This window comes from Streptomyces sp. NPDC048484, from assembly GCF_040651415.1.
In the GTDB taxonomy this organism is placed as follows: Bacteria; Actinomycetota; Actinomycetes; order Streptomycetales; family Streptomycetaceae; genus Streptomyces.
This window is the reverse complement of record NZ_JBEZJY010000040.1, coordinates 11,963-31,449: the sequence shown is the minus strand read 5'-3', so window position 1 is coordinate 31,449 and position 19,487 is coordinate 11,963. Positions and strand designations below refer to the sequence as shown.

The following is a 19,487-nucleotide window of genomic DNA, read 5'->3' as shown; positions in this document are numbered from 1 at the left end:
TCGATTCATACCGACCAGGCGCACGTGTCACCTCCCGCTCTCCGGGCGGGGGCGCGTCCGGTCGGTCGGCCGCTCGTCATGGCGGGTACCCGGTGAACCCACCGGGTACCCGCCATGACCAGGCCTCCTACCGCTTCCTCAGCGGTTCATGAGCGCGGTCATCGCTTCCCCACGGCCAGTCGCAGCGTCTGGATCTCGAAGGGGCGCAGAGTGACGGAGACGCTGTTCCCGTCCGTGTCGGCCGCCGTGAGGGGGCGCTCCAGGAGGTCGGTGATCTGCGCGCCGGCCAGCGGGAAGCTCGTGCGCAGGGTGCCCTGGGCACGGCCGCCGCTCGACTCGTAGACGCGTACGACGACATCGCCCGAGCTGTCGTCGGCGATCTTGACCGCCTCGATGGTCACGCCCTCGCCGTCCACGGAGACGACCGGTTCGGGCGTGCCGGCCGAGTCCGCCACCCGCAGCGGCAGGTTGAGCGCGTAGCCCTCGGCGACCGCGTCCTCGATGGTCGCGCCCGGCAGCAGCGCGTAGGTGAAGCGGTGCCTGCCCTGGTCGGCCTCCGGGTCCGGGATGCGCGGGGCGCGCACCAGGCTGAGCCGGACCGTGGTCGTCGTACCGCCGTCCTCGCGGACCGTGCGGGAGACGTCGTGGCCGTACGTGGAGTCGTTGATGACCGCCACGCCGTAGCCGGGTTCGCCGAGGTGGACCCAGCGGTGGCCGGAGACCTCGAAGCGGGCCGACTCCCAGCTGGTGTTGGTGTGTGTGGGCCGCTGGATGTGGCCGAACGCGATCTCGGCGGACGAGTGCGCCGCCCGGATGTCCACCGGGAAGCCCGCCTTGAGGAACTTCTCGGCCTCGTGCCAGTCGATGTCCGTCTCGAAGTCGATGCGGGGGCTGCCGGCGCGCAGGCTGATCGTCTGGGTGATGCGCGAGCCGTTGCCGAAGGAACGCTCCACACGGATCGCCCCGAGCAGCGGGTCCTCGGCGGACACGGTCACGGACGACGCGTCCAGCAGGTCCGTGTAGCGGTTCTTGTAGTGCTTGTCGACGTCCCAGGCGTCCCAGTGGTTCGGGAGGTCCGTGTGCAGCCGGAGCAGGTTGCCCTGGCCGGCGAGGACCTCACGGCCGCCTGCGCGCAGATCCCGTACGGAGGACAGGGTGCCGTCCTCGGCGACCTCGACGCGGACCAGGCCGTTGTCGAGGACCCGCCCGTCGACCGTCACGGGGCTGGGCGCCTCACCGGTGCCGGTCCCGAGGGGCGCGCTGCCGTTCGCGGGGACGACGGTGTGGGCCAGGGAGCCGTCGGCGGCCCGTACGACCTCGCGGCGCTCGGCCGGGCTCGTGTTGAAGACGCGGGCGCCGCCCGTGCCGAGTGCGGTGATCGCCTCGGCGGTCAGCTCCTCGACCTCCTTGGCGACGCGCGCGTACTCGGCCTCCGCCTCCCGGTGCACCCAGGCGATCGAGGAGCCGGGCAGGATGTCGTGGAACTGGTGGAGCAGGACCGTCTTCCAGAGCCGGTCGAGCTTCTCGTGCGGGTAGGTGTAGCCGGAGGCGTGCAGCGCGGCCGTCGTGGCCCACAACTCGGCCTCGCGGAGCCTGTGTTCACTCCTGCGGTTGCCCTGCTTGGTGCGGGCCTGCGAGGTGTAGGTGGCCCTGTGCAGTTCCAGGTACAGCTCGCCGACCCAGACCGGGGCGTCGGGGTACTCCTCGCGGGCCTTGGCGAAGAAGTCGTCGGGGTGCTCGACGACGACCTTCGGCGAGCCCTCCAGGTCGGCCAGCCGGCGGGCCCGTTCCATGATCTCGCGGGTGGGGCCGCCGCCGCCGTCGCCCCAGCCGAAGGGGGCCAGCGAGCGCGTGGCGACGCCCTTCTCCTGGTAGTTGTGCGTGGCGCGGGCCATCTCCTCGCCGCTGAAGCGGGCGTTGTAGGTGTCGATCGGCGGGAAGTGGGTGAAGATCCGCGTGCCGTCGATGCCCTCCCACCAGAAGGTGTGGTGCGGGAACTTGTTGGTCTGGTTCCAGGAGATCTTCTGGGTGAGGAACCACTCGTTGCCGGCCAGCTTGGCGAGCTGCGGGTACGCCGCGTTGTAGCCGAAGGAGTCCGGCAGCCAGACGCCCTTGGTCTCGACACCGAAGTGCTCGATGAAGAACCGCTTGCCGTGGATGAGCTGGCGGGCGACGGCCTCGCCGCCGGGCAGGTTGCCGTCGGCCTCGACCCACATGCCGCCGACCGGCGCCCACTGGCCCTTCTTGACGGACTCCTGGATGCGGGCCCAGACCTTGGGGTAGTTGTCGCGCACCCACTCGTACTGCTGGGCCTGTGAGCAGGCGAAGATGAAGTCGTCGTACTCGTCGGCCAGCGAGGTGACGTTGGAGAAGGTGCGGGAGGTCTTGCGCTTGGTCTCGCGGATCGGCCAGAGCCAGGCGGAGTCGATGTGCGCGTGGCCGACGCCGGAGAGGATGTGGGCGCTGGCGTTGGCGGGCTTGGACAGGGCGGGCTTGAGCGCGGCCCGTACGTCCGCCGCCGTGCCGGAGACGTCGTCCAGGTCCAGCAGGTCCAGGGCCCGGTCCAGGGCGTACGTGATCTCGTGCCGGCGGGGGTCGTGCTCGCCCAGTTCCAGCATCAGCTCGCGCAGTACCTGGATGTCCAGGTCGAGGTGCCAGACCTCCTCGTCGAGGATCGCGAGGTCGGCCCGCTTGAAGGTGTAGAGGGGCTTGTCGCCTGCGGTGCGGACGTCACCCATCGGCGTGATCTTCGAGAAGTCGTCGGCGAGGATGTCCGGGTTGGAGGCCGCCTCGACCAGGTAGTCGATCGTCTCGCCGCCGGCCGCGGGGTTGGCGATCGCCACGTACTGGTTGAGCGGGTTGACCGCCTTCAGCGGTGTGCCGTCCGTGAGATGGACGAGGGCCTCTGCCTGGTTGCCGGGCCAGTCACCGACGAAGCCGAGGTCGATGACGGCCTCGACGCGCCGGCCCGCCCACTCGGCGGGCACCTGCCCGCGCATCCGGAACCAGGTCGTGCCCCAGGGCGGGCCCCACGGGGTGTCCATCGCGAACGGCGCGTACGGGGCGGCCGCGGCCTCCTCGAAGGGAACGGGCTCTCCCGGCGCCTGCCAGGCCTCGACCTCGAAGGGTACGGAGGCGGCGTAGATCGCGGCCTTGACGCGCTGGTCGTGGACGCGCTCGACGCGCTCTTCGATCCGCCGGCGTTCGTCGTGCATCTCAAGTCTCCAGGTAGCGGGGAAAGCGCTTACTTAAGGTAGGCCAGCCCAGGATGGACCGCGGTGTACCCGTCGACCAGCCCTCGGGCGACATTCACCGAGTCGACGAGCGGGTGCAGGGCGAAGGCCTTCACGGCCGTCGCGCGCGAGCCCGACTCGGCGGCGGCGAGCACCTCGCGCTCCACCGCCTTCACCGCGCACACCAGGCCGGTCGCGTGGTCGGGCAGCGGGGCCACGGCGACCGGGTGCGCGCCGTTGGCGTCAACGAGGCACGGCACCTCGATGACGGCGTCCGCGTCGAGCACCGAGAGGGTGCCCTGGTTGCGGACGTTGAGGATGAGCGTGGTGCGCTCGTCACGGGCGATGGCCCGCATCAGGGCGAGTGCCACCTTCTCGTAGCCGCCGGAGAGGTCGTCGGCCTCGCGCTCGCCCGCGCCGGCCGTCTCCCGGTTCTCCGACATGTAGGTGGCCTCGCGCTCGGCGCGCGTGCGGTCCCAGGCGGTGAGGGCGGCGCTGCCCGGGCGGCTCATCTCCTCGTAGAAGTGGGCCTGCTGGTCGCGCAGGAACGCGCCGCGGGTCTTCTCGGCCTGGCTGTAGGCGCGGACGGTCTCGCGGTTGAAGTAGTAGTAGTGCAGGTACTCGTTCGGGATCGCGCCGAGCGACTGGAGCCAGTCGGTGCCGAAGAGCTTGCCCTCCTCGAAGGAGCCGAGGAGGTCCGGGTCGGCGAGCAGCCGCGGGAGTTCGTCGCGTCCGGCGATGTGCAGTCCGCGCACCCAGCCGAGGTGGTTGAGTCCGACGTAGTCGATCCAGGCCTCGCGCGGCTCGGCGCCCAGCACGCGGGCGATACGGCGGCCCAGGCCGACCGGCGAGTCGCAGATGCCGATGACGCGGTCACCGAGGTGGCGGGACATGGCCTCGGTGACCAGGCCCGCCGGGTTGGTGAAGTTGATGAGCCAGGCGTCGGGCGCGAGCCGGGCGACCCGCTGCGCGATGTCGACGGCGACGGGCACCGTGCGCAGGCCGTAGGCGACGCCGCCGGCGCCCACCGTCTCCTGGCCGAGGACGCCCTGGTCGAGGGCGACCCGCTCGTCGGCCGCGCGGCCTTCGAGGCCGCCGACCCGGATCGCGGAGAAGATGAAGTCGGCACCGCGCAGTGCTTCGTCGAGATCCGTGGTGGCGGTCACGACGGGTGCGTCCGGGACGCCTGCCGCCTGCTCGGCGAGGACCCGGGCGACGGCCGAGAGCCGCCCCTGGTCCAGGTCGTGCAGAACGACGTCGGTGACGCGGCCCTCGCCGCGGTCCCCGAGGAGCGCTCCGTACACGAGCGGCACGCGGAATCCGCCGCCGCCCAGAATCGTCAGCTTCACGCAACTGCCCTTTCGCTGTTCCTCGGGGTCCCGGGCCCTGTCGTCGGGCCCTCGCGCACGACGGTCACGCCAGCACCACGCGCACACCCGCCTCTTCCAGGGCGGCCCGCGTCCCGGCGTCCGCCGGTCCGTTGGTCACCACGACGTCCAGTTCCTCGGGCCCGCAGACCCTGGCCATGCCCGTTCCCGGGAACTTGGCGCGGTCGGCGAGCAGCACGACCCGGTCGGCCGCCTTGATCATGGCGCGCTTCACCGGCACCTCGACGACGGTCGTGTCCATCACCTGCCCGCCCGGCCGTACTCCGCTTGTTCCCAGGAACAGCCAGTCCGCATGCAGCTGGCGCAGGTTGTCCTCGGTGAGGAAGCCGACCAGGGAGCGGTACTCGCGGCGGACCATGCCCCCGAGCAGCACGAGCTCCATGGCCTCGTCGTCCACCAGTTCCTCGTAGACCACCAGGTTGCTGGTGATCACGGTGATCCGGCGGCCGTGCAGTTGCCGGGCCAGCCGGTAGGCGGTGGTGCCGATGTCGAGCAGGACGGACTGGCCGTCCTCGACCAGCGCCGCCGCGCGCTGCGCTATGGCGTCCTTCTCGCTGACGCGCACCTCGGCGACCTCGGCGAAGGGCTGGTCGCCCTCCTCGGCCACCGCCCCACCGTGCACGCGGGTGAGCAGGCCCTCCTCCTCCAGCTTGAGCAGGTCGCGCCGGACGGTGGCGGGGCTCACGCCGAGCTGCTCCGAGAGGTCGGTCACGGCCGCGGGGCCACCGGAGCGCAGGGCCCGCAGGATGAGTTGATGTCGTCGCTCTGCCAGCACGCGGCGAACAGTACTCGTCATTGCCAATCATTTCTATGCTCAGTTCTGCTCGACTCTTGCCAAATCAGCCGGAGACGCGCACGATCCTGTCCACCGAAAACAATCCCGTGCGCTGATGTGCACCTGCGTGCACCTACCTGCACCGAATGTGAAGAGTTTTGACGAGAGGATGCGCTCGTGGGTGACGAACGGCCCGACGCGCGGCCCGATGTGCTGCTGACCGGGCTGCTCTTCTACGACCTCGTCCTGACCGGCCTGGGCAAACCGCCGACTCCCGGCGAGGAGATCTGGACCGACGGGATGGGCACGAGCCCCGGCGGGATCGCGAACCTGGCCGTCGCCGCGGCCCGCTACGGCCTCACGACCTCCCTGGCCACGGTGTTCGGCGACGACTACTACGGCGCGTACTGCCGCGAGGTCCTCGCAGGTCAGGAGCACATCGACCTCTCGCTCTCCCGTACGGCGGACGGCTGGCACACCCCGGTCACCGTCTCGATCGCGTACGGCCACGACCGGGCCCTGGTCACCCACGGCCAGGAGCCCCCGTACTCGCAGGACGTGCTGATGGGTGACCCGCCCGCCGCGCGCACGGCCCTCGTGCACATCGAGGCCGAACCCCGCGAATGGCTCGCCAGGGCCGCCGCGAACGGCACGAAGATCTACGCGGACGTCGGCTGGGACCCCACCCAGCAGTGGTCCTCGGACCTCCTCGACCAGCTCGCCCTGTGCCACGCCTTCCTCCCGAACGACGGCGAGGCGATGGCGTACACCCGCACCGACACCGCGGCCGACGCGCTCTCCAAGCTCTCCGAGCTGGTGCCGGTGGCGGTGGTCACGCGCGGCCGCGACGGCGCGCTCGCGGTCGACCAGAGCACGGGCGAGTACGCGGACGTGCCCGCCCTCCCCACCGACGTCCTGGACGCGACGGGTGCCGGAGACGTCTTCGGCGCGAGTTTCGTCGCGGCCTCGCTGGAGGGCTGGCCGCTGGAGGAACGGCTGCGCTTCGCGGTGCTGGCCGCCGGACTCTCCGTACGGCAGCACGGCGGGGCCCTGGCCGCGCCCGGCTGGTACGGCGTCCACCAGTGGTGGCGCTCGCTCGACAACCCCGAACTGCGGCGCGCGTACGGCTTCCTGGCCGACCGCATGCCCACCGATCCCGGCCCTCCGGTCCCCCACGCCCCGGTGACCCCACCGGCCCCCACGGCTTTCCCCATCTCCCCTGACGCATCTCCTACGACGCGTCTCCTCTGACGCGTCCCCCTGATGCGAAGACCGAACACATGCGAAAGGCGGTGGGAGCTGTGCGGCTCTCACGAAGGGGCCTGCTCCGCGCGGGTCTGGCCGGTACGGCCGCCACGGCGCTCGGCGGCCTGGCGTCCGGCTGCGCCGTACCGACCGGCTCGACGGGCCGGAACATGGTTCTCTGGTACTGGAGCGGTGGCCTGAGTCCCAAGGTCGTCGACCAGGCGAAGGCGCGCTACGACAGCGCGATGAACCTCCAGGCCATCCAGATCGGCGGCTACTACCGCTCCAAGCTGATGACCACGTTGACCGGGCGGGCCCACATCCCGGACATCGTCGGGCTCAAGGGCGAGGACATGGCCTCGTACCTGCCCAACTCCGACCAGTTCATCGACCTGCGCACGCTCGGAGCGGACAAGCTCAAGGACCAGTACCTGCCCTGGAAGTGGAACGAGGGCATCGCCGAGGACGGCTCGATGGTCGGCTTCCCGATCGACTGCGGTCCGGTCGCGCACTACTACCAGCCGGCCGCCTTCGAGAAGGCCGGGCTCCCGTACGAACCCGAGGACGTCTCCAGGGAACTGGCCACCTGGGACCAGTTCATGGCGGCCGGGGAGCAGCTCAAGAAGCGTGTCCCCGGCGCGTTCATCCTCACCGACGCCCTCAGCATCTACGGCATCTCGGTCAACCAGACGACGAAGCGGTGGGTCGACAAGGACCGGCACTTCATCGGTGACCAGGAACATGTGCGCAGAGCCTGGGACCGGGCCGTCGAGGCCACCCGCCGCGGCCTGGTCTCGAAGATCATCAACGGGACGCCGGACAACATCTCCGCCACCGAGCGTGGCCTGCTCCCCAGCCAGCTGAACGCCTCCTGGGCGGCCGGCGACATCAAGCTCAACACTCCGAAGACCAAGGGCAAGTGGCGAGTGGCCGACTGCCCGGGAGGGCCGTCGAACATCGGCGGCTCGTTCCTGGCGATCACCAAGGCGTGCCGGGAACCGGAAAAGGCCTTCGAGGTGATCACCTGGATGCTCGACGCGGACAACCAGGCGCAGGGCTTCGTCGACTCGGTGCTCTTCCCGTCGACCATGGCGTCGTACGACATGAAGAAGCTCCGTGAACCCGACCCGTTCTTCGGCGACCAGATCACCATGGACGTCTTCGGGCCGGCGGCGGAGAAGGTTCCCGTCGCCTACAACAGCCCGTACGACGTCGCGCTCAAGACGCCGATCGACGACGAGCTGAAGAACTTCTCCGTTCTGGGCAAGGACCCTGAGCACGCCTGGAGGGACGCCATGAAGAAGTGCAGGCGCATCGCCGACCATCTGGGGGTGACCTACTGACATGGCTACCGCACCTGTGCTGGACACGCCTCCGCCGCCCGTCGCCGAGACTCCTGCCGCCCATCCCAAGAAGGGCATCCTGAGCTACTGGCGGCTGTACGCCGCGATCTCCCCCTTCTATCTGCTGTTCCTGGTCTTCGGTCTGATCCCGGTCGGCTTCTCGCTGTACCTGTCGTTCCACCGCTGGGACGGGCTCGGCTCGATGGAGTTCGCGGGGCTCTCGCAGTACCGCTATCTGCTGTCGGACAGTCAGTTCTGGGACTCGATCGGGAACACGCTCGTCATCTGGGGGCTGGCCACCTTCCCCATGATCTTCCTGTCGATGCTCACGGCCGTCATGCTCAACTCGGCGGTCCGCTTCAAGAACGTCTACCGCTTCGCCTACTTCCTGCCGAACGTCACCTCGATCGTGGCGGTCGCGATCATCTTCGGCTCGGTGTTCTCCACCAACTTCGGCCTGGTGAACGCCCTGTTGCAGGCAGTCGGCATCGACCAGGTGGCCTGGCTGAACACCCCGTGGGGCATCAAGATCGCCATCGCCACCCTGATGACCTGGCAGTGGACCGGCTACAACGCGATCATCTTCCTCGCGGGACTCCAGACGGTCCCGGGCGAGCTGTACGAGGCAGCGCGGATGGACGGCGCCGGGCCCGTGCAGACCTTCTTCCGGATCACGCTGCCGCTGCTGCGTCCGACGCTGCTCTTCGTGCTCGTCATCTCGACGGTCACCGGGCTGCAGACCTTCTCCGAGCCCCAGGTGCTGCTGCAGACCACGGACAACAACTCGTCCTTCGCGGGCGGGCCCGGTCACTCGGGCCAGACCATGGTCCTCTACTTCTTCCAGCAGACCTTCGACAACAACGACTTCGGCTACGGCGCGGCCGTGGCCTGGGGCATCTTCCTCGTCGTCATCATCTTCTCGATCATCAACTGGCGTCTGGTACAGCGCCGGGGCGAAGACTAGGAGGCCCCGCCACCATGGCATCCATCAAATTCGGCACACGCCAGGGCCGGGGCGTCAAGGGCGACCAGCGGCGCGGCATCGCACTCCATCTGGTCCTGATCGTCGGTCTGCTGCTCTCGGTCTTCCCGTTCTACTGGGCCGTGGTCATGTCGACGCACACGTCGACCGAGATCTTCTCCTACCCGCCCAAGCTGCTGCCCGGCTCGCACTTCGACGACAACCTCGGCAAGCTCTTCGACAACGTCGACTTCTTCGGTTCGATGTTCAACTCGCTGCTCGTCGCCGTCTCGGTGACGTTCCTCGTCCTCTTCTTCGACTCGCTGGCCGCGTTCGTCTTCGCCAAGTTCCACTTTCCGGGCCGCCGAGCGCTGTTCGCCCTGATGATGGCGATCTTCATGGTGCCCGCACAGCTCCAGGCCATCCCGCAGTTCGTGATCATGGCGAAGCTGGGCTGGATCGGCTCGATGACCGCGCTGATCGTGCCGGCCGCCGCGAACGCGTTCGGCATCTTCTGGATGCGGCAGTACATGAAGAGCGCGATCCACGACGAGCTGCTCGACGCCTCGAAGATCGACGGTGCGAGCTTCCTGCGCCAGTACTGGCACGTGGCCCTGCCCGTGGTCCGGCCCGGTCTGGCCTTCCTCGGCATCTTCACGTTCATGGGCCAGTGGAACGACTACGCCTGGCCGTTGATCGCCCTCACCAACCCGGACAACGTGACCCTTCAGGTCGCCCTGTCCCAGCTCAACGGAGTCCACGGCACCACGGACTACGGAATGGTCATGACGGGTGCGGTACTGGCCCTGATCCCTCTGCTGATCGTCTTCGCGATCGGCGCCAAACAGATCATCGCCGACCTCGGCAAGGGAGCCATCCGCTGATGCGAAACGATCACCTGCTGTCGCTGCGCCCCTGGGAGTCGCCGGAGACGACCTCCTGGCAGCGACTGCCGATGAACGCGGTGGACCGGCGCTCCGGCGCACTGTCCCTGGACGGCTCCTGGCACTTCCAGCTGCTGCCCGCGCCGAACGGCCCCTCGGGCGAGTGGACACTCACCGACGTACCCGGCGTCTGGACCATGCAGAGCGCCGACGACCTGCCCCAGTACACCAACATCCAGATGCCGTGGGACCACTTTCCGCCCCACTCGCCCGCCGCGAACCCGACGGGCGTCTACGAGCGGTCCGTGGACATCCCCGCCGAGTGGGCCGGGCGCCGGATCGTCCTGCAGGTCGGCGCGGCCGAGAGCGTCCTCCTCGTCCATGTCGACGGAGAACCGGTCGGCCTCTCCAAGGACTCCCACCTCGCGGCCGAGTTCGACCTCTCCGACGTCGTACGCCCCGGGAACCCCGCCACCGTACGGTTCACCGTCGTCAAGTGGTCCGACGCCTCGCACATCGAGGACCAGGACCACTGGTGGCACGCCGGGATCACCCGCTCGGTGCTGCTGTACGCCACCGACCCGCTGCACCTCGCGGACGTGACCGTGCGCGCGCGGCGGGACGGCGATCTGCTCGTGGACTGCAAGGTGCGCGACGCGGCGGGGCCGCTCCCCGAGGGCTGGTACGTCACCGCCGCTCTGGACGGCCAGCTCCTCGCGCAGGACACCGAGTTCGACCGCCTCAACGCCGAGGACATGCGGGTGTCCGACTTCCTCGGCGAGGCGCGGCTGCGGACCACCGTGCAGGACGTGCGCCCGTGGACGGCCGAGACACCCGAGCTGTACGACCTGGCCGTGCGGCTGCACCGGGCCGACGGTTCGGTCGCCGACGCCTCGCACCACCGGGTCGGTTTCCGGGATGTCGAGATCGTCGGCCGGGACCTGCTGGTCAACGGCGAGCGGGTCTACATCAGGGGCGTGAACCGGCACGACTTCCATCCGCTGACCGGACGCACGGTCACGGCGGACGACATGCGCGCGGACCTGGTCGTCCTCAAGCGGTTCGGCTTCAACGCGGTCCGCACCTCCCACTACCCGAACGACCCGGCGCTGTACGACCTCGCCGACGAGCTGGGTTTCTACGTCGTGGACGAGGCGAACATCGAGTCGCACGACCACGCCCACGAGATCGCCGACGACCCCCGCTATCTCGCCGCGTTCGTGGACCGGGTCTCCCGCATGGTGCTGCGCGACAAGAACCATCCGTCGATCATCATCTGGTCGCTGGGCAACGAGTCCGACTACGGCTCCAACCACGACGCGGCGGCGGGCTGGGTGCGGCGCCACGATCCGACCCGGCCGGTGCAGTACGAGGGAGCCGCCAAGATCGACTGGGCGGACCGGTCGCTCGCGTCCGACATCGCGTGCCCGATGTACGCGCCGATCGAGGACTGCGTCGCGCACGCCCTGTCGGGGAGGCAGACCAAGCCCCTCATCCAGTGCGAGTACTCGCACGCCATGGGCAACAGCAACGGCACGCTCGCCGACACCTGGGCCGCCATCGAGTCCACCCCGGGACTTCAGGGCGGCTTCATCTGGGAGTTCTGGGACCACGGCATCCTCCAGCGTGTGAACGACGGACGACCGGCCGGCCGAGGTGGCGTCGGCCAGTACGACAGCGGTGTCGCCGCGCCCGGCCACCGCTGGGCGTACGGCGGCGACTTCGGCGAGACGATCCACGACGGGGCGTTCATCGCCGACGGCGTGGTGTTCCCCGACCGGACCCCCAAGCCCGTGATGTACGAGCACCGGGAGATCGCCGGGCCGGTCCGCCTCACGTACGACGAGGGGGTGCTCCGGATCCACAACCGGCAGCACTTCCGGGGCCTGCAGTGGCTGACCGCCGAGTGGCGTCTCGTACGCGCCGACGGCGACTCGCTGAGCGCGCCGGCCGAACTGCCCGACGTACCGCCGGGCGGGTCGGCGGCGGTGCCGCTGCCGTTCCCGCCTCCCGAGCCCTCCGCCGGCGAGGTCTGGCTGACCCTGCGGGTCACCACCGCGGACGACGAGGCGTGGGCGCCGCTCGGCACGGAGGTGTGTCTGCCGCAGGTCCGGCTGAGCGCCGCGGTCGCCGACGCCCCGCCGGAGCCCGCCTCCGGTCAGGCCGTCCCGCTGGACGAGGACGCGCTGCTGGTCCATCCTCTGCTGACGTCCGCGCCCGTGCTCTCGCTGTGGCGGGCGCCCACCGACAACGACGAGCTGGGCGGCATGGCGGCCCGCTGGCACGACTGGGGTCTGGACGCGCTCGTACGCAAGGTCGTGGACGTGCGCGAGGAGGGCTCCCGGGTCGTCGTGCTCAGCGAGTACGCGACCGGGGCCGGGCCCGTCCGCCACGAGCAGGTCTTCACCGCCGTCACCGGCGGTCTCCGCGTCGAGGAGTCGGCCGAACTGCCGGAGGGGCTCGACGACGTGGCCCGGGTCGGCACGGTCTTCGAGACGGCTCCCGGACTCGATGTACTGGACTGGTACGGGCAGGGTCCCTGGGAGTCGTACCCGGACCGGAGCGGGGGCGCGCCCGTGGGGCACCACTCGCTCCCGGTGGACGAGCTGTTCACGCCGTATCTGCGGCCACAGGAGAGCGGTGGCCGGCACGGAGTGCGCCGGTTCACGCTGTCGGCGCCGGACGCCACAGGGCTGGCGGTGGAGCTGGGGTCGCCGGGGCAGGTCTCCGTCAACCGGTACCGGGCCGAGGATCTGGCGGCTGCCGCGCACCATGACGAGCTGGTTCCGCGGCCCGGCTGTGTCGTGCACCTCGACGCCGCGCACCGAGGTCTCGGCACGGCGTCGTGCGGGCCCGACACTTCGGCCGGGTACCTCGTCGCGCCGGGCACCCACCGGTGGGAGTGGACGCTGCGCGTGCTCTGACCCGTGCCGAACGCGCCCTGCCCGTCACACCGCTCGTCATTCCGCCCGTCACGTCGTCGATGAACCGCTGACACATCGAGCCCCGGAGGGACTCTCCAGACCATGACCGAGCAGCAGCTGCCCGACTGGGCCGACCCGTCCGTCTCCCCCGCCTCGCTCGACGCGCAGGGCGTCTCCCGACGACAGCTTCTGCGCCGGGCCGGCCTGTTCGGTGCCGTCTTCGCGGCCGGTCCGCTCGCGGCGCCGGCGTCCGCGGCCGACCAGGACAACAGCAGGGGCGGGGGTCGGGGCGGGGGCCTCGGCGGCAGCGATCCGCGTCTCGCCTACCTGGTCGGCGACCACCACGTGCACTCCGTCTACAGCCACGACGCGAAGTACACCTTCTCGCAACTCGCCCGGGCGAGCGCCGGGTACGGCCTCGACTGGATGGTGTTCAACGAGCACTCCAACGTCGGGCACGCCAAGTACGGGGCGAGGCTGGAGCACGAGGAGATCCTGAAGGCGCGTGCCGCCAACCCGCGTCAGCTGATATTCCAGGGGCTGGAGTGGTACATCCCGGGCGCCGAGCACTGCACCGTCTTCGCGGCGCCCGGCCGCCACGAGGTGGACCTGCTCACGCGGTTCGAGCTGGCCTACGACGGCAAACTGCTCGGCTACACGGCGGGCGGCCCCACCCACCCGGACACCCCGCGCAACGAGGCGCACGCCGTCGCGGCCATCAAGTGGCTGGCCGAGCAGCGCCGTTCGGGCTACGTGGACGACGTGCTGGTCCTCGCCAACCATCCGTCGCGGCTCGGCATCGACTCGCCGCACGAGCTGCGGGGCTGGCGGGACGCGGCCCCCGAGATCATGATCGGCATGGAGGGCGCGCCCGGCGCACAGGGCGGCGCCATACCCGGCTGGCGCGGTCCGACGTCGATACGCGGCGAGTACGAGAACAAGCCGTCGGCGGACTCCTGGCCCGGCTATCCGGCGGACGCGTACGTCACCTACGGCGGGTTCGACTGGATGACGGCCACCGTCGGCGGTATGTGGGACGCCCTGCTCGCCGAGGGCAGGCTGTTCACGATCACCACCAACTCGGATGTGCACCGGGTGGTGTTCGACACCTGGAAGAACGGTGACTGGCCGGCCGGGCGGGACTTCGACAACACCGGCCGTCTGCCCGACCCGGTGAACACCACCGAACCGCAGCCCGGCGGCGACTTCTGGCCCGGCCAGTTCAGCCGCACCCATGTGGGCGCGACCGGCTACGGCTACCGCTCGGTGATGGCGGGCCTGCGCGCGGGCCGGGTCTGGCTCGACCACGGGCATCTGCTCGACGGTCTCGACGTACGGCTCAAGCGGGACCGCGACCATGGCCGGGGCGTCACGCTGGGCGGGCGCCTGCGGGTCCGCAGCGGGGACAGGCTCACCCTGCACGTCACCGTGACCACGGCCTCGCGCCCCAACCCGCACGGCATCCTGCCCGAACTCGCCCACGTCGACGTGATCCGCGGAGCGGTGCGTGGCCCCGCGGCGGACCGGGACGGCTGGCGTGCGCCCGACACGAAGGTCGTGCACACGGCGGACGTGTCCGGCCGCACAGGCACGTACACCCTGCGCGTCCCGCTGACCGCCGGGGACGAGTCCTTCTACGTACGGCTGCGCGGCAGCGACGGCAACCGGCACGGTGCCGGGTACCTGGGCGCCTCCGTCGACCCGCACGGACCGATCGCGCACGCGCCCGGCGACGGCGACCCGTGGGCCGACACGTGGTTCTACTCGAACCCGGTGTTCGTGGAGGTCACGGACGGCCGCCGGTGAGGCTGCCGCCGGGTCGCCGCTCGGGGCCCCGCGGCGGAGCCGGGGGTGATCCGGGGACACCGGGGTGCCCGGTGCGGGAGCGGTGGACGGGTTCGTACTACCTGGTCACAAGCTGATCGACGGGCGTACCGTGGGCCGGGTGACCACTGACGAGGCCCTGCGGCCCCAGTCCCTCATGCTGTCGTTCCTGGGCGACCAGGTGCTCGGCCGAGACGTCTGCGTGTACTCGGGAAGCGTCATCGACGTCTTCGGGCGCGCGGGCGTCGGCGAGCACGCGACCCGTTCGACACTGACGCGCATGGTCGGCCGCGGCCTGCTTCGGCGCCAGCGCGAGGGCCGCCGGATGTATTTCGCGCTGACCGAGCGTTCCGAGGCCGTGCTGCGGGACGGCGAGCAGCGGATCTGGGAGGAGGGGGCCGTCAATCGTCAGTGGGACGGCACCTGGACCCTGCTCGGCTTCTCACTGCCCGAGTCCTGGCAGCGCCAACGGCACGATCTGCGGGCGCAGTTGACGTGGAGCGGCTTCGGCCCGCTGTTCGGCGGGCTGTGGATCGCGCCCGGCGAGGCCGATGTCTCCGGGCTCGTCGCCGAACTCGGCCTGTCCGCCCATGTGAAGATCTTCCGCGCCCACGCGGACGCCGGCATGGACGTCAGCGCGATGATCGAGGAGACCTGGGAGCTGGACGAACTCGCCGCGCGCTACGAGACGTTCGCCGGCCGCTGGCAGCGCTGGGAGACCACGGAGCCCGAGACCGACGAAGCGCTCGCGCTGCGGCTGCGCCTGTCGACGGAGTGGCTGCAGGTCGTCCGGCGGGACCCGCGCCTGCCGGTCAAGCACCTGCCGGACGACTGGCCCGCCGACCAGGCCGAGAAGACGTTCCGGACGGTGTACACCCGGCTGACCCCGCTCGCGCAGGACGCCGCGGAACGGCTCCTGGACCTGGTGCCGGTACGGTCGACCCTCTAGATCCTGTGTCGCATCCCCGGTAGATCCTGTGTCACATCCTCGGCCGGGCCGCCTCAGACGTAGAACCGCGACAGACTCTGCAGCACCGCGGCGGGCTTGGCCGCCCCCTCGATCTCGATCACGCCGTCGACGGTGATCTGCACCCCACCCGGCACGTCCTCGACACCTGCCAGCTTGCCCACGAGCCGTATACGCGATCCGACCTTCACCGGCGAGGGGAACCGCACCTTGTTCAGCCCGTAGTTGACCTTCGTGGTCACGCCCTGGACGTCCAGCAACTCGGTGAAGAGCGGGATGAAGAGGGAGAGGGTGAGATAGCCGTGCGCGATGGGCGCCCCGAAGGGACCCGCCGCGGCCTTCTCCGCGTCGACGTGGATCCACTGGTGGTCCCCCGTGGCGTCGGCGAAGGTGTTGATCCGCTCCTGGGTGACCTCGATCCACTCGCTGGTGCCGAGATCGCCGCCGGCCAGCTTCCTCAGTTCGTCGACGCCGTTCACGGTCATGCTCATGCGGGCCTCTCTCATTGCGCGTTGTGGGAGTCGGTCCCGTACCGCTTGCGGACACGGGATTTCAGGAGCTTGCCGGAGGCGGTGCGCGGCAGCTCCTCCGCGAGGACCACCGACTTCGGGATCTTGTACTTGGCGAGGCGTCCGGCGAGGGACGCGAGGACCTCGTCGGGGTCGAGCTCGACGTCCTCGCGCACCACGACGACCGCGCGCGGCACCTCGCCCCACTTCTCGTCGGGCACGCCGATGACCGCGCATTCGACGATGTCGGGGTGGGCGAGGAGCTGCTCCTCGATCTCGGCGGGGTAGATGTTCTCGCCGCCCGAGATGATCATGTCCTTGATGCGGTCGACGATGGTCACATAGCCGTCCTCGTCGATCCGGGCGGCGTCCCCGCTGCGGAACCAGCCGTCGCTGAACACGGCCGCGGTCTCGTCGGGCAGCCCCCAGTAGCCGGGCATGACATGCGGCCCTCGTACGACGATCTCGCCGGTCTCGCCGACGTCGGCGATCTCGCTCGGGGCGAGGCCGGGCCGTACGACGCGCACGTCGCTGAAGAAGTGCGGCACGCCCGCCGAACCCGCCTTGGCGACCGCGTGTTCGGCGTCCAGGAAGAGCACGCCGGGCGAGGCCTCGGTCATGCCGTAGCCCTGGAGGAAGGTCAGGCCCCGCTCCTGGTAGGCGGCGATGAGCGCGGTCGACACGGGTGAGCCGCCGCAGCTGAGCATCCGCAGCGAGGACAGGTCGGCCTCGGCCCAGCGCGGATGGCGGGCCGCCTGCTCGAACATGGTGGGCACGCCGAACATGAAGGTGATCCGGTGCCGTTCGATCAGGTCGATGGTGGCCGCCGGGTCGAAGGCCTCGACCAGGACGCACGTACCGCCCTTGAGGAGGACCGGCAGAGTGAGCATGTTCAGCCCGGCCGTGTGGAACAACGGGGCGCTGACCAGGGCGCGTTCGTCCGCGATCAGGTCCTGGTCGACCAGGACGTTGACGGCGTTCCACGTCAGGTTGCCGTGGGTGAGCATCGCGCCCTTGGGGCGGCCCGTCGTGCCCGAGGTGTACATGATGACGCAGGTGTCGTCGGCGGTGACGGGTTCGTCGATCGGCTCGTCGGAGGCCGAGGCGAGCACCTGGTCGTATTCGGCGCCCACTTGGACGTACGTACGCACATCGCTGTGGCCCGGCAGTCCCGCGACCTGCCCCTCGAAGGACGGCCCGAACACGAGGGCCTTCGCGCCGGAGTCGTCGAGCTGGTGGGCGATCTCGGGGCCGGCGAGACGGATGTTGAGCGGGACGAAGACCGCGCCGAGCGTGCCCGCCGCGAACAGGGTCTCCAGGTAGGAGGGGTGGTTGGGGCCGAGGTAGGCGATCCGGTCGCCGCGGCGCACTCCTCGGGCGCGCAGGGCGTGCGCGAGGCGGGTGGTGCGCTCGTACAGTCCGCTGTACGTGAGTGTCGTGTCGTGGTGGATCAGGGCGGTGCGGTGGGGGGTCTTGCGGGCCCGACGAGCCGGCCACGACCCCAGTCCCTCATTGCGCATGTCCGTGCCCCTGCCCTTCGTCGCACATGGGGTGAGCTTTACGGCTTGGTGGCTATGCCTTCGTGAGCCCGAGCAGCCGGGCCGCGTTCTCCTTGAGAATCTTGGGCCGGACCTCGTCCTTGATGGGCAGCTTCGCGAAGTCGGCGAGCCAGCGGTCCGGGGTGAGGACCGGATAGTCGGAGCCGAACAGCACCTTGTCCTTGAGCAGCGTGTTCGCGTACTGCACGAGTTGCGGCGGGAAGTACTTCGGCGACCAGCCGGACAGGTCGATGTGGACACCCGGTTTGTGGGTGGCGACCGCGAGGGCCTCGTCCTGCCAGGGGAAGGACGGATGAGCCAGGATGATCTTCATGTGCGGGAAGTCGGCGGCCACGTCGTCCACGTGCAGCGGGTTGGAGTACTTGAGCCTGATCCCGCCGCCGCCCGGGACGCCGGCCCCGATCCCGGTCTGCCCGGTGTGGAAGAGGGCGATGGCGCCGGTCTCCTCGATCACCTCGTACAAGCCGTACGCCACGGACCGGTCGTTGGGGAAGAAGCCCTGGATGCTGGGGTGGAACTTGAAGCCCTTCACCCCGTACTCCTCCACCAGGCGGCGGGCCCGCTTCACTCCCGCCTTCCCACGGAAGGGGTCGATGGAGGCGAAGGGGATCAGCACGTCCGGGTTGGCGGCGGCCGCCTCGGCGACCTCCTCGTTCGGGACGGGCTCGGTGCCGGTGGCCGACTCGGCGTCGACCGTGAAGATCACTGCGGCCATCTTCCGCTCGCGGTAGTAGGCGGCCGTCTCCTCAAGGGTCGGCTTCCGCTTGCCCTCGACCTTGAAGTAGGCGCTGGACGCCGCGTGCAGGTCGTCGTCGAGCGAGGACGCGCCCTTGGAGGAGACCTCGGCATGGGTGTGGACGTCGATCGCGACGAGTTCCGCGACATCGATGACATCGGTGTTCGCCATGGATCACGCCTCCGAGGTCTTCGGCGCGGGGGTCTCCGGCGCGGGGGTCTTCGGCGCGGGGATGCCGACGCTCTGCGGCTCGGCCCCCAGCGAGTTCGGCCAGACGTCGGCGAGTGTCTGCGGGGTCCAGCCACCGTCGGCGTACGCCGCCCGGATCTCCTGGGGGTGGGACCACAGAGTCACCTTGTCGCCGCCGATGCCGATGGCCTGGCCGGTCACCCCGCGGGCCCCCTCGGAGGCCAGGAACGGGACGAGGGCGGCGCAGTCCTCCGGGGTGCCGAAGCCCTCGCCCTTGCGCAGGAAGTCCGGCAGGGGTTCGCCGCCCCGCATGGCCTCGATGTAGGGCGCGAAGGCCGGGATGGTCTCGGTCATCGCGGTCGCGGCCACCGGCACGATCGCGTTGACGGTGACACCGGCGCGGGCCAGCTCCATCGACCACGTACGGGCCATGGCGGCGATACCCGCCTTCGCCGCGGCGTAGTTCGTCTGCCCGAAGTTCCCGCGCTGCCCGGCCGGCGAGCCGACCAGGATCAGCGTGCCGCCCTCGCCCTGCTCGCGCATCCGTACGGCGGCGGCGCGGGCGCAGGTGAAGGTTCCCTTCAGATGTGTGGTGATCACCGCGTCGAAGTCGTCGTCGGTCATCTTCCACAGCACCTTGTCGCGCAGGATGCCCGCGTTGGTGACCAGGACGTCGAGGCGGCCGAACTCCTGGACCGCGCGGGCCACCAGACGGTCCGCGGCCTCGGCGGTACCGACCGCGACCACCTCGGCCACGGCGGTGCCGCCGGCGGCGGTGATCGCCTTGACGGCCTGCCCGGCGACGGCCTCGTCCACGTCGTTGACGACCAGGGAGGCGCCCGCGGCGGCGAGGGCGTGCGCATAGGCCAGGCCCAGGCCTCGGCCGGAGCCCGTGACGACGGCGACCTTGCCGGTGAGATCGATGCTGGGCACGAGGTGTCCCTTCAGGA

Annotated in this window: 14 protein-coding genes; 7 read left to right on the top strand and 7 right to left on the bottom strand. The window is 70.2% G+C overall.

The genetic code is table 11. The annotated features are described in order from the left end of the window. Window positions 1–158: 158 nt before the first annotated feature. The 3 genes from AB0D14_RS33055 to AB0D14_RS33045 all read right to left on the bottom strand — a co-directional run bounded on the left by AB0D14_RS33055 (window position 159) and on the right by AB0D14_RS33045 (window position 5,396). Window positions 159–3,215 (bottom strand): glycoside hydrolase family 38 C-terminal domain-containing protein, encoded by a 3,057-nt coding sequence (locus tag AB0D14_RS33055; RefSeq protein WP_362786478.1) that lies wholly within the window; start codon window positions 3,213–3,215, stop codon window positions 159–161. 29 nt (window positions 3,216–3,244) lie between these two features. After that, window positions 3,245–4,582, bottom strand: a complete 1,338-nt coding sequence (locus AB0D14_RS33050; protein WP_362786476.1) for a 6-phospho-beta-glucosidase — start codon at window positions 4,580–4,582, stop codon at window positions 3,245–3,247. 64 nt (window positions 4,583–4,646) lie between these two features. Beyond that, a complete protein-coding gene (locus tag AB0D14_RS33045) occupies window positions 4,647–5,396 on the bottom strand; it encodes a DeoR/GlpR family DNA-binding transcription regulator (protein ID WP_362786474.1) in 750 nt (249 codons plus the stop codon). 177 nt (window positions 5,397–5,573) lie between these two features. Between AB0D14_RS33045 and AB0D14_RS33040 the strand changes: the two genes are divergently transcribed. The 7 genes from AB0D14_RS33040 (at window position 5,574) to AB0D14_RS33010 (ending at window position 15,526) form a co-directional block, all read left to right on the top strand. Continuing rightward, window positions 5,574–6,647, top strand: coding sequence for a carbohydrate kinase family protein (locus AB0D14_RS33040; protein ID WP_362786472.1), 1,074 nt, complete (start codon window positions 5,574–5,576; stop codon window positions 6,645–6,647). Window positions 6,648–6,697: 50 nt separating this feature from the next. Continuing rightward, entirely contained in the window at window positions 6,698–7,984 is a 1,287-nt protein-coding gene (locus AB0D14_RS33035; protein WP_362786470.1) for an extracellular solute-binding protein, read from the top strand. A gap of 1 nt (window position 7,985) precedes the next feature. Then, window positions 7,986–8,948 (top strand): sugar ABC transporter permease, encoded by a 963-nt coding sequence (locus AB0D14_RS33030; protein ID WP_362786468.1) that lies wholly within the window; start codon window positions 7,986–7,988, stop codon window positions 8,946–8,948. Between the two features lie 14 nt (window positions 8,949–8,962). Beyond that, entirely contained in the window at window positions 8,963–9,829 is an 867-nt protein-coding gene (locus AB0D14_RS33025) for a carbohydrate ABC transporter permease (RefSeq protein WP_362786466.1), read from the top strand. Continuing rightward, window positions 9,829–12,753, top strand: a complete 2,925-nt coding sequence (locus tag AB0D14_RS33020; protein WP_362786465.1) for a glycoside hydrolase family 2 TIM barrel-domain containing protein — start codon at window positions 9,829–9,831, stop codon at window positions 12,751–12,753. The genes AB0D14_RS33025 and AB0D14_RS33020 overlap by 1 nt, the downstream gene beginning before the upstream one ends. 102 nt (window positions 12,754–12,855) lie before the next feature. Continuing rightward, window positions 12,856–14,559 carry a histidinol-phosphatase gene (locus tag AB0D14_RS33015; protein ID WP_362786463.1) on the top strand — a complete coding sequence of 568 codons (1,704 nt, stop codon included), beginning with the start codon at window positions 12,856–12,858 and terminating at the stop codon, window positions 14,557–14,559. Between the two features lie 139 nt (window positions 14,560–14,698). Then, window positions 14,699–15,526: a PaaX family transcriptional regulator C-terminal domain-containing protein gene (locus AB0D14_RS33010; protein ID WP_362786461.1), complete on the top strand. Its 828-nt coding sequence runs from the start codon at window positions 14,699–14,701 to the stop codon at window positions 15,524–15,526. A gap of 53 nt (window positions 15,527–15,579) precedes the next feature. Here the strand turns inward: AB0D14_RS33010 and AB0D14_RS33005 are convergent, their stop codons facing one another. From AB0D14_RS33005 to AB0D14_RS32990, 4 genes are read right to left on the bottom strand one after another with little or no spacing between them, the layout of a single operon-like run. Next, window positions 15,580–16,035, bottom strand: coding sequence for a MaoC family dehydratase (locus tag AB0D14_RS33005; protein ID WP_362786459.1), 456 nt, complete (start codon window positions 16,033–16,035; stop codon window positions 15,580–15,582). A gap of 11 nt (window positions 16,036–16,046) precedes the next feature. Continuing rightward, window positions 16,047–17,573, bottom strand: a complete 1,527-nt coding sequence (locus tag AB0D14_RS33000) for a long-chain fatty acid--CoA ligase (RefSeq protein WP_362786457.1) — start codon at window positions 17,571–17,573, stop codon at window positions 16,047–16,049. 52 nt (window positions 17,574–17,625) lie between these two features. Then, the gene (locus AB0D14_RS32995) at window positions 17,626–18,501 is read right to left on the bottom strand and encodes an amidohydrolase family protein (protein ID WP_362786554.1); all 876 of its coding nucleotides are present in this window, start codon (window positions 18,499–18,501) and stop codon (window positions 17,626–17,628) included. A 21-nt stretch (window positions 18,502–18,522) separates the two neighbouring features. After that, window positions 18,523–19,470: an SDR family oxidoreductase gene (locus tag AB0D14_RS32990; RefSeq protein WP_362786456.1), complete on the bottom strand. Its 948-nt coding sequence runs from the start codon at window positions 19,468–19,470 to the stop codon at window positions 18,523–18,525. Window positions 19,471–19,487: the final 17 nt, after the last annotated feature.

Excerpts from the sequence above, each read along its gene's own strand:
- AB0D14_RS33055 (WP_362786478.1), bottom strand. The coding sequence starts at position 3,215 with ATGCACGACGAACGCCGGCGGATCGAAGAGCGCGTCGAGCGCGTCCAC.
- AB0D14_RS33030 (WP_362786468.1), top strand. The coding sequence starts at position 7,986 with ATGGCTACCGCACCTGTGCTGGACACGCCTCCGCCGCCCGTCGCCGAG.
- AB0D14_RS33025 (WP_362786466.1), top strand. The coding sequence starts at position 8,963 with ATGGCATCCATCAAATTCGGCACACGCCAGGGCCGGGGCGTCAAGGGC.
- AB0D14_RS33020 (WP_362786465.1), top strand. The coding sequence starts at position 9,829 with ATGCGAAACGATCACCTGCTGTCGCTGCGCCCCTGGGAGTCGCCGGAG.
- AB0D14_RS33015 (WP_362786463.1), top strand. The coding sequence starts at position 12,856 with ATGACCGAGCAGCAGCTGCCCGACTGGGCCGACCCGTCCGTCTCCCCC.
- AB0D14_RS33005 (WP_362786459.1), bottom strand. The coding sequence starts at position 16,035 with ATGAGCATGACCGTGAACGGCGTCGACGAACTGAGGAAGCTGGCCGGC.
- AB0D14_RS33000 (WP_362786457.1), bottom strand. The coding sequence starts at position 17,573 with ATGCGCAATGAGGGACTGGGGTCGTGGCCGGCTCGTCGGGCCCGCAAG.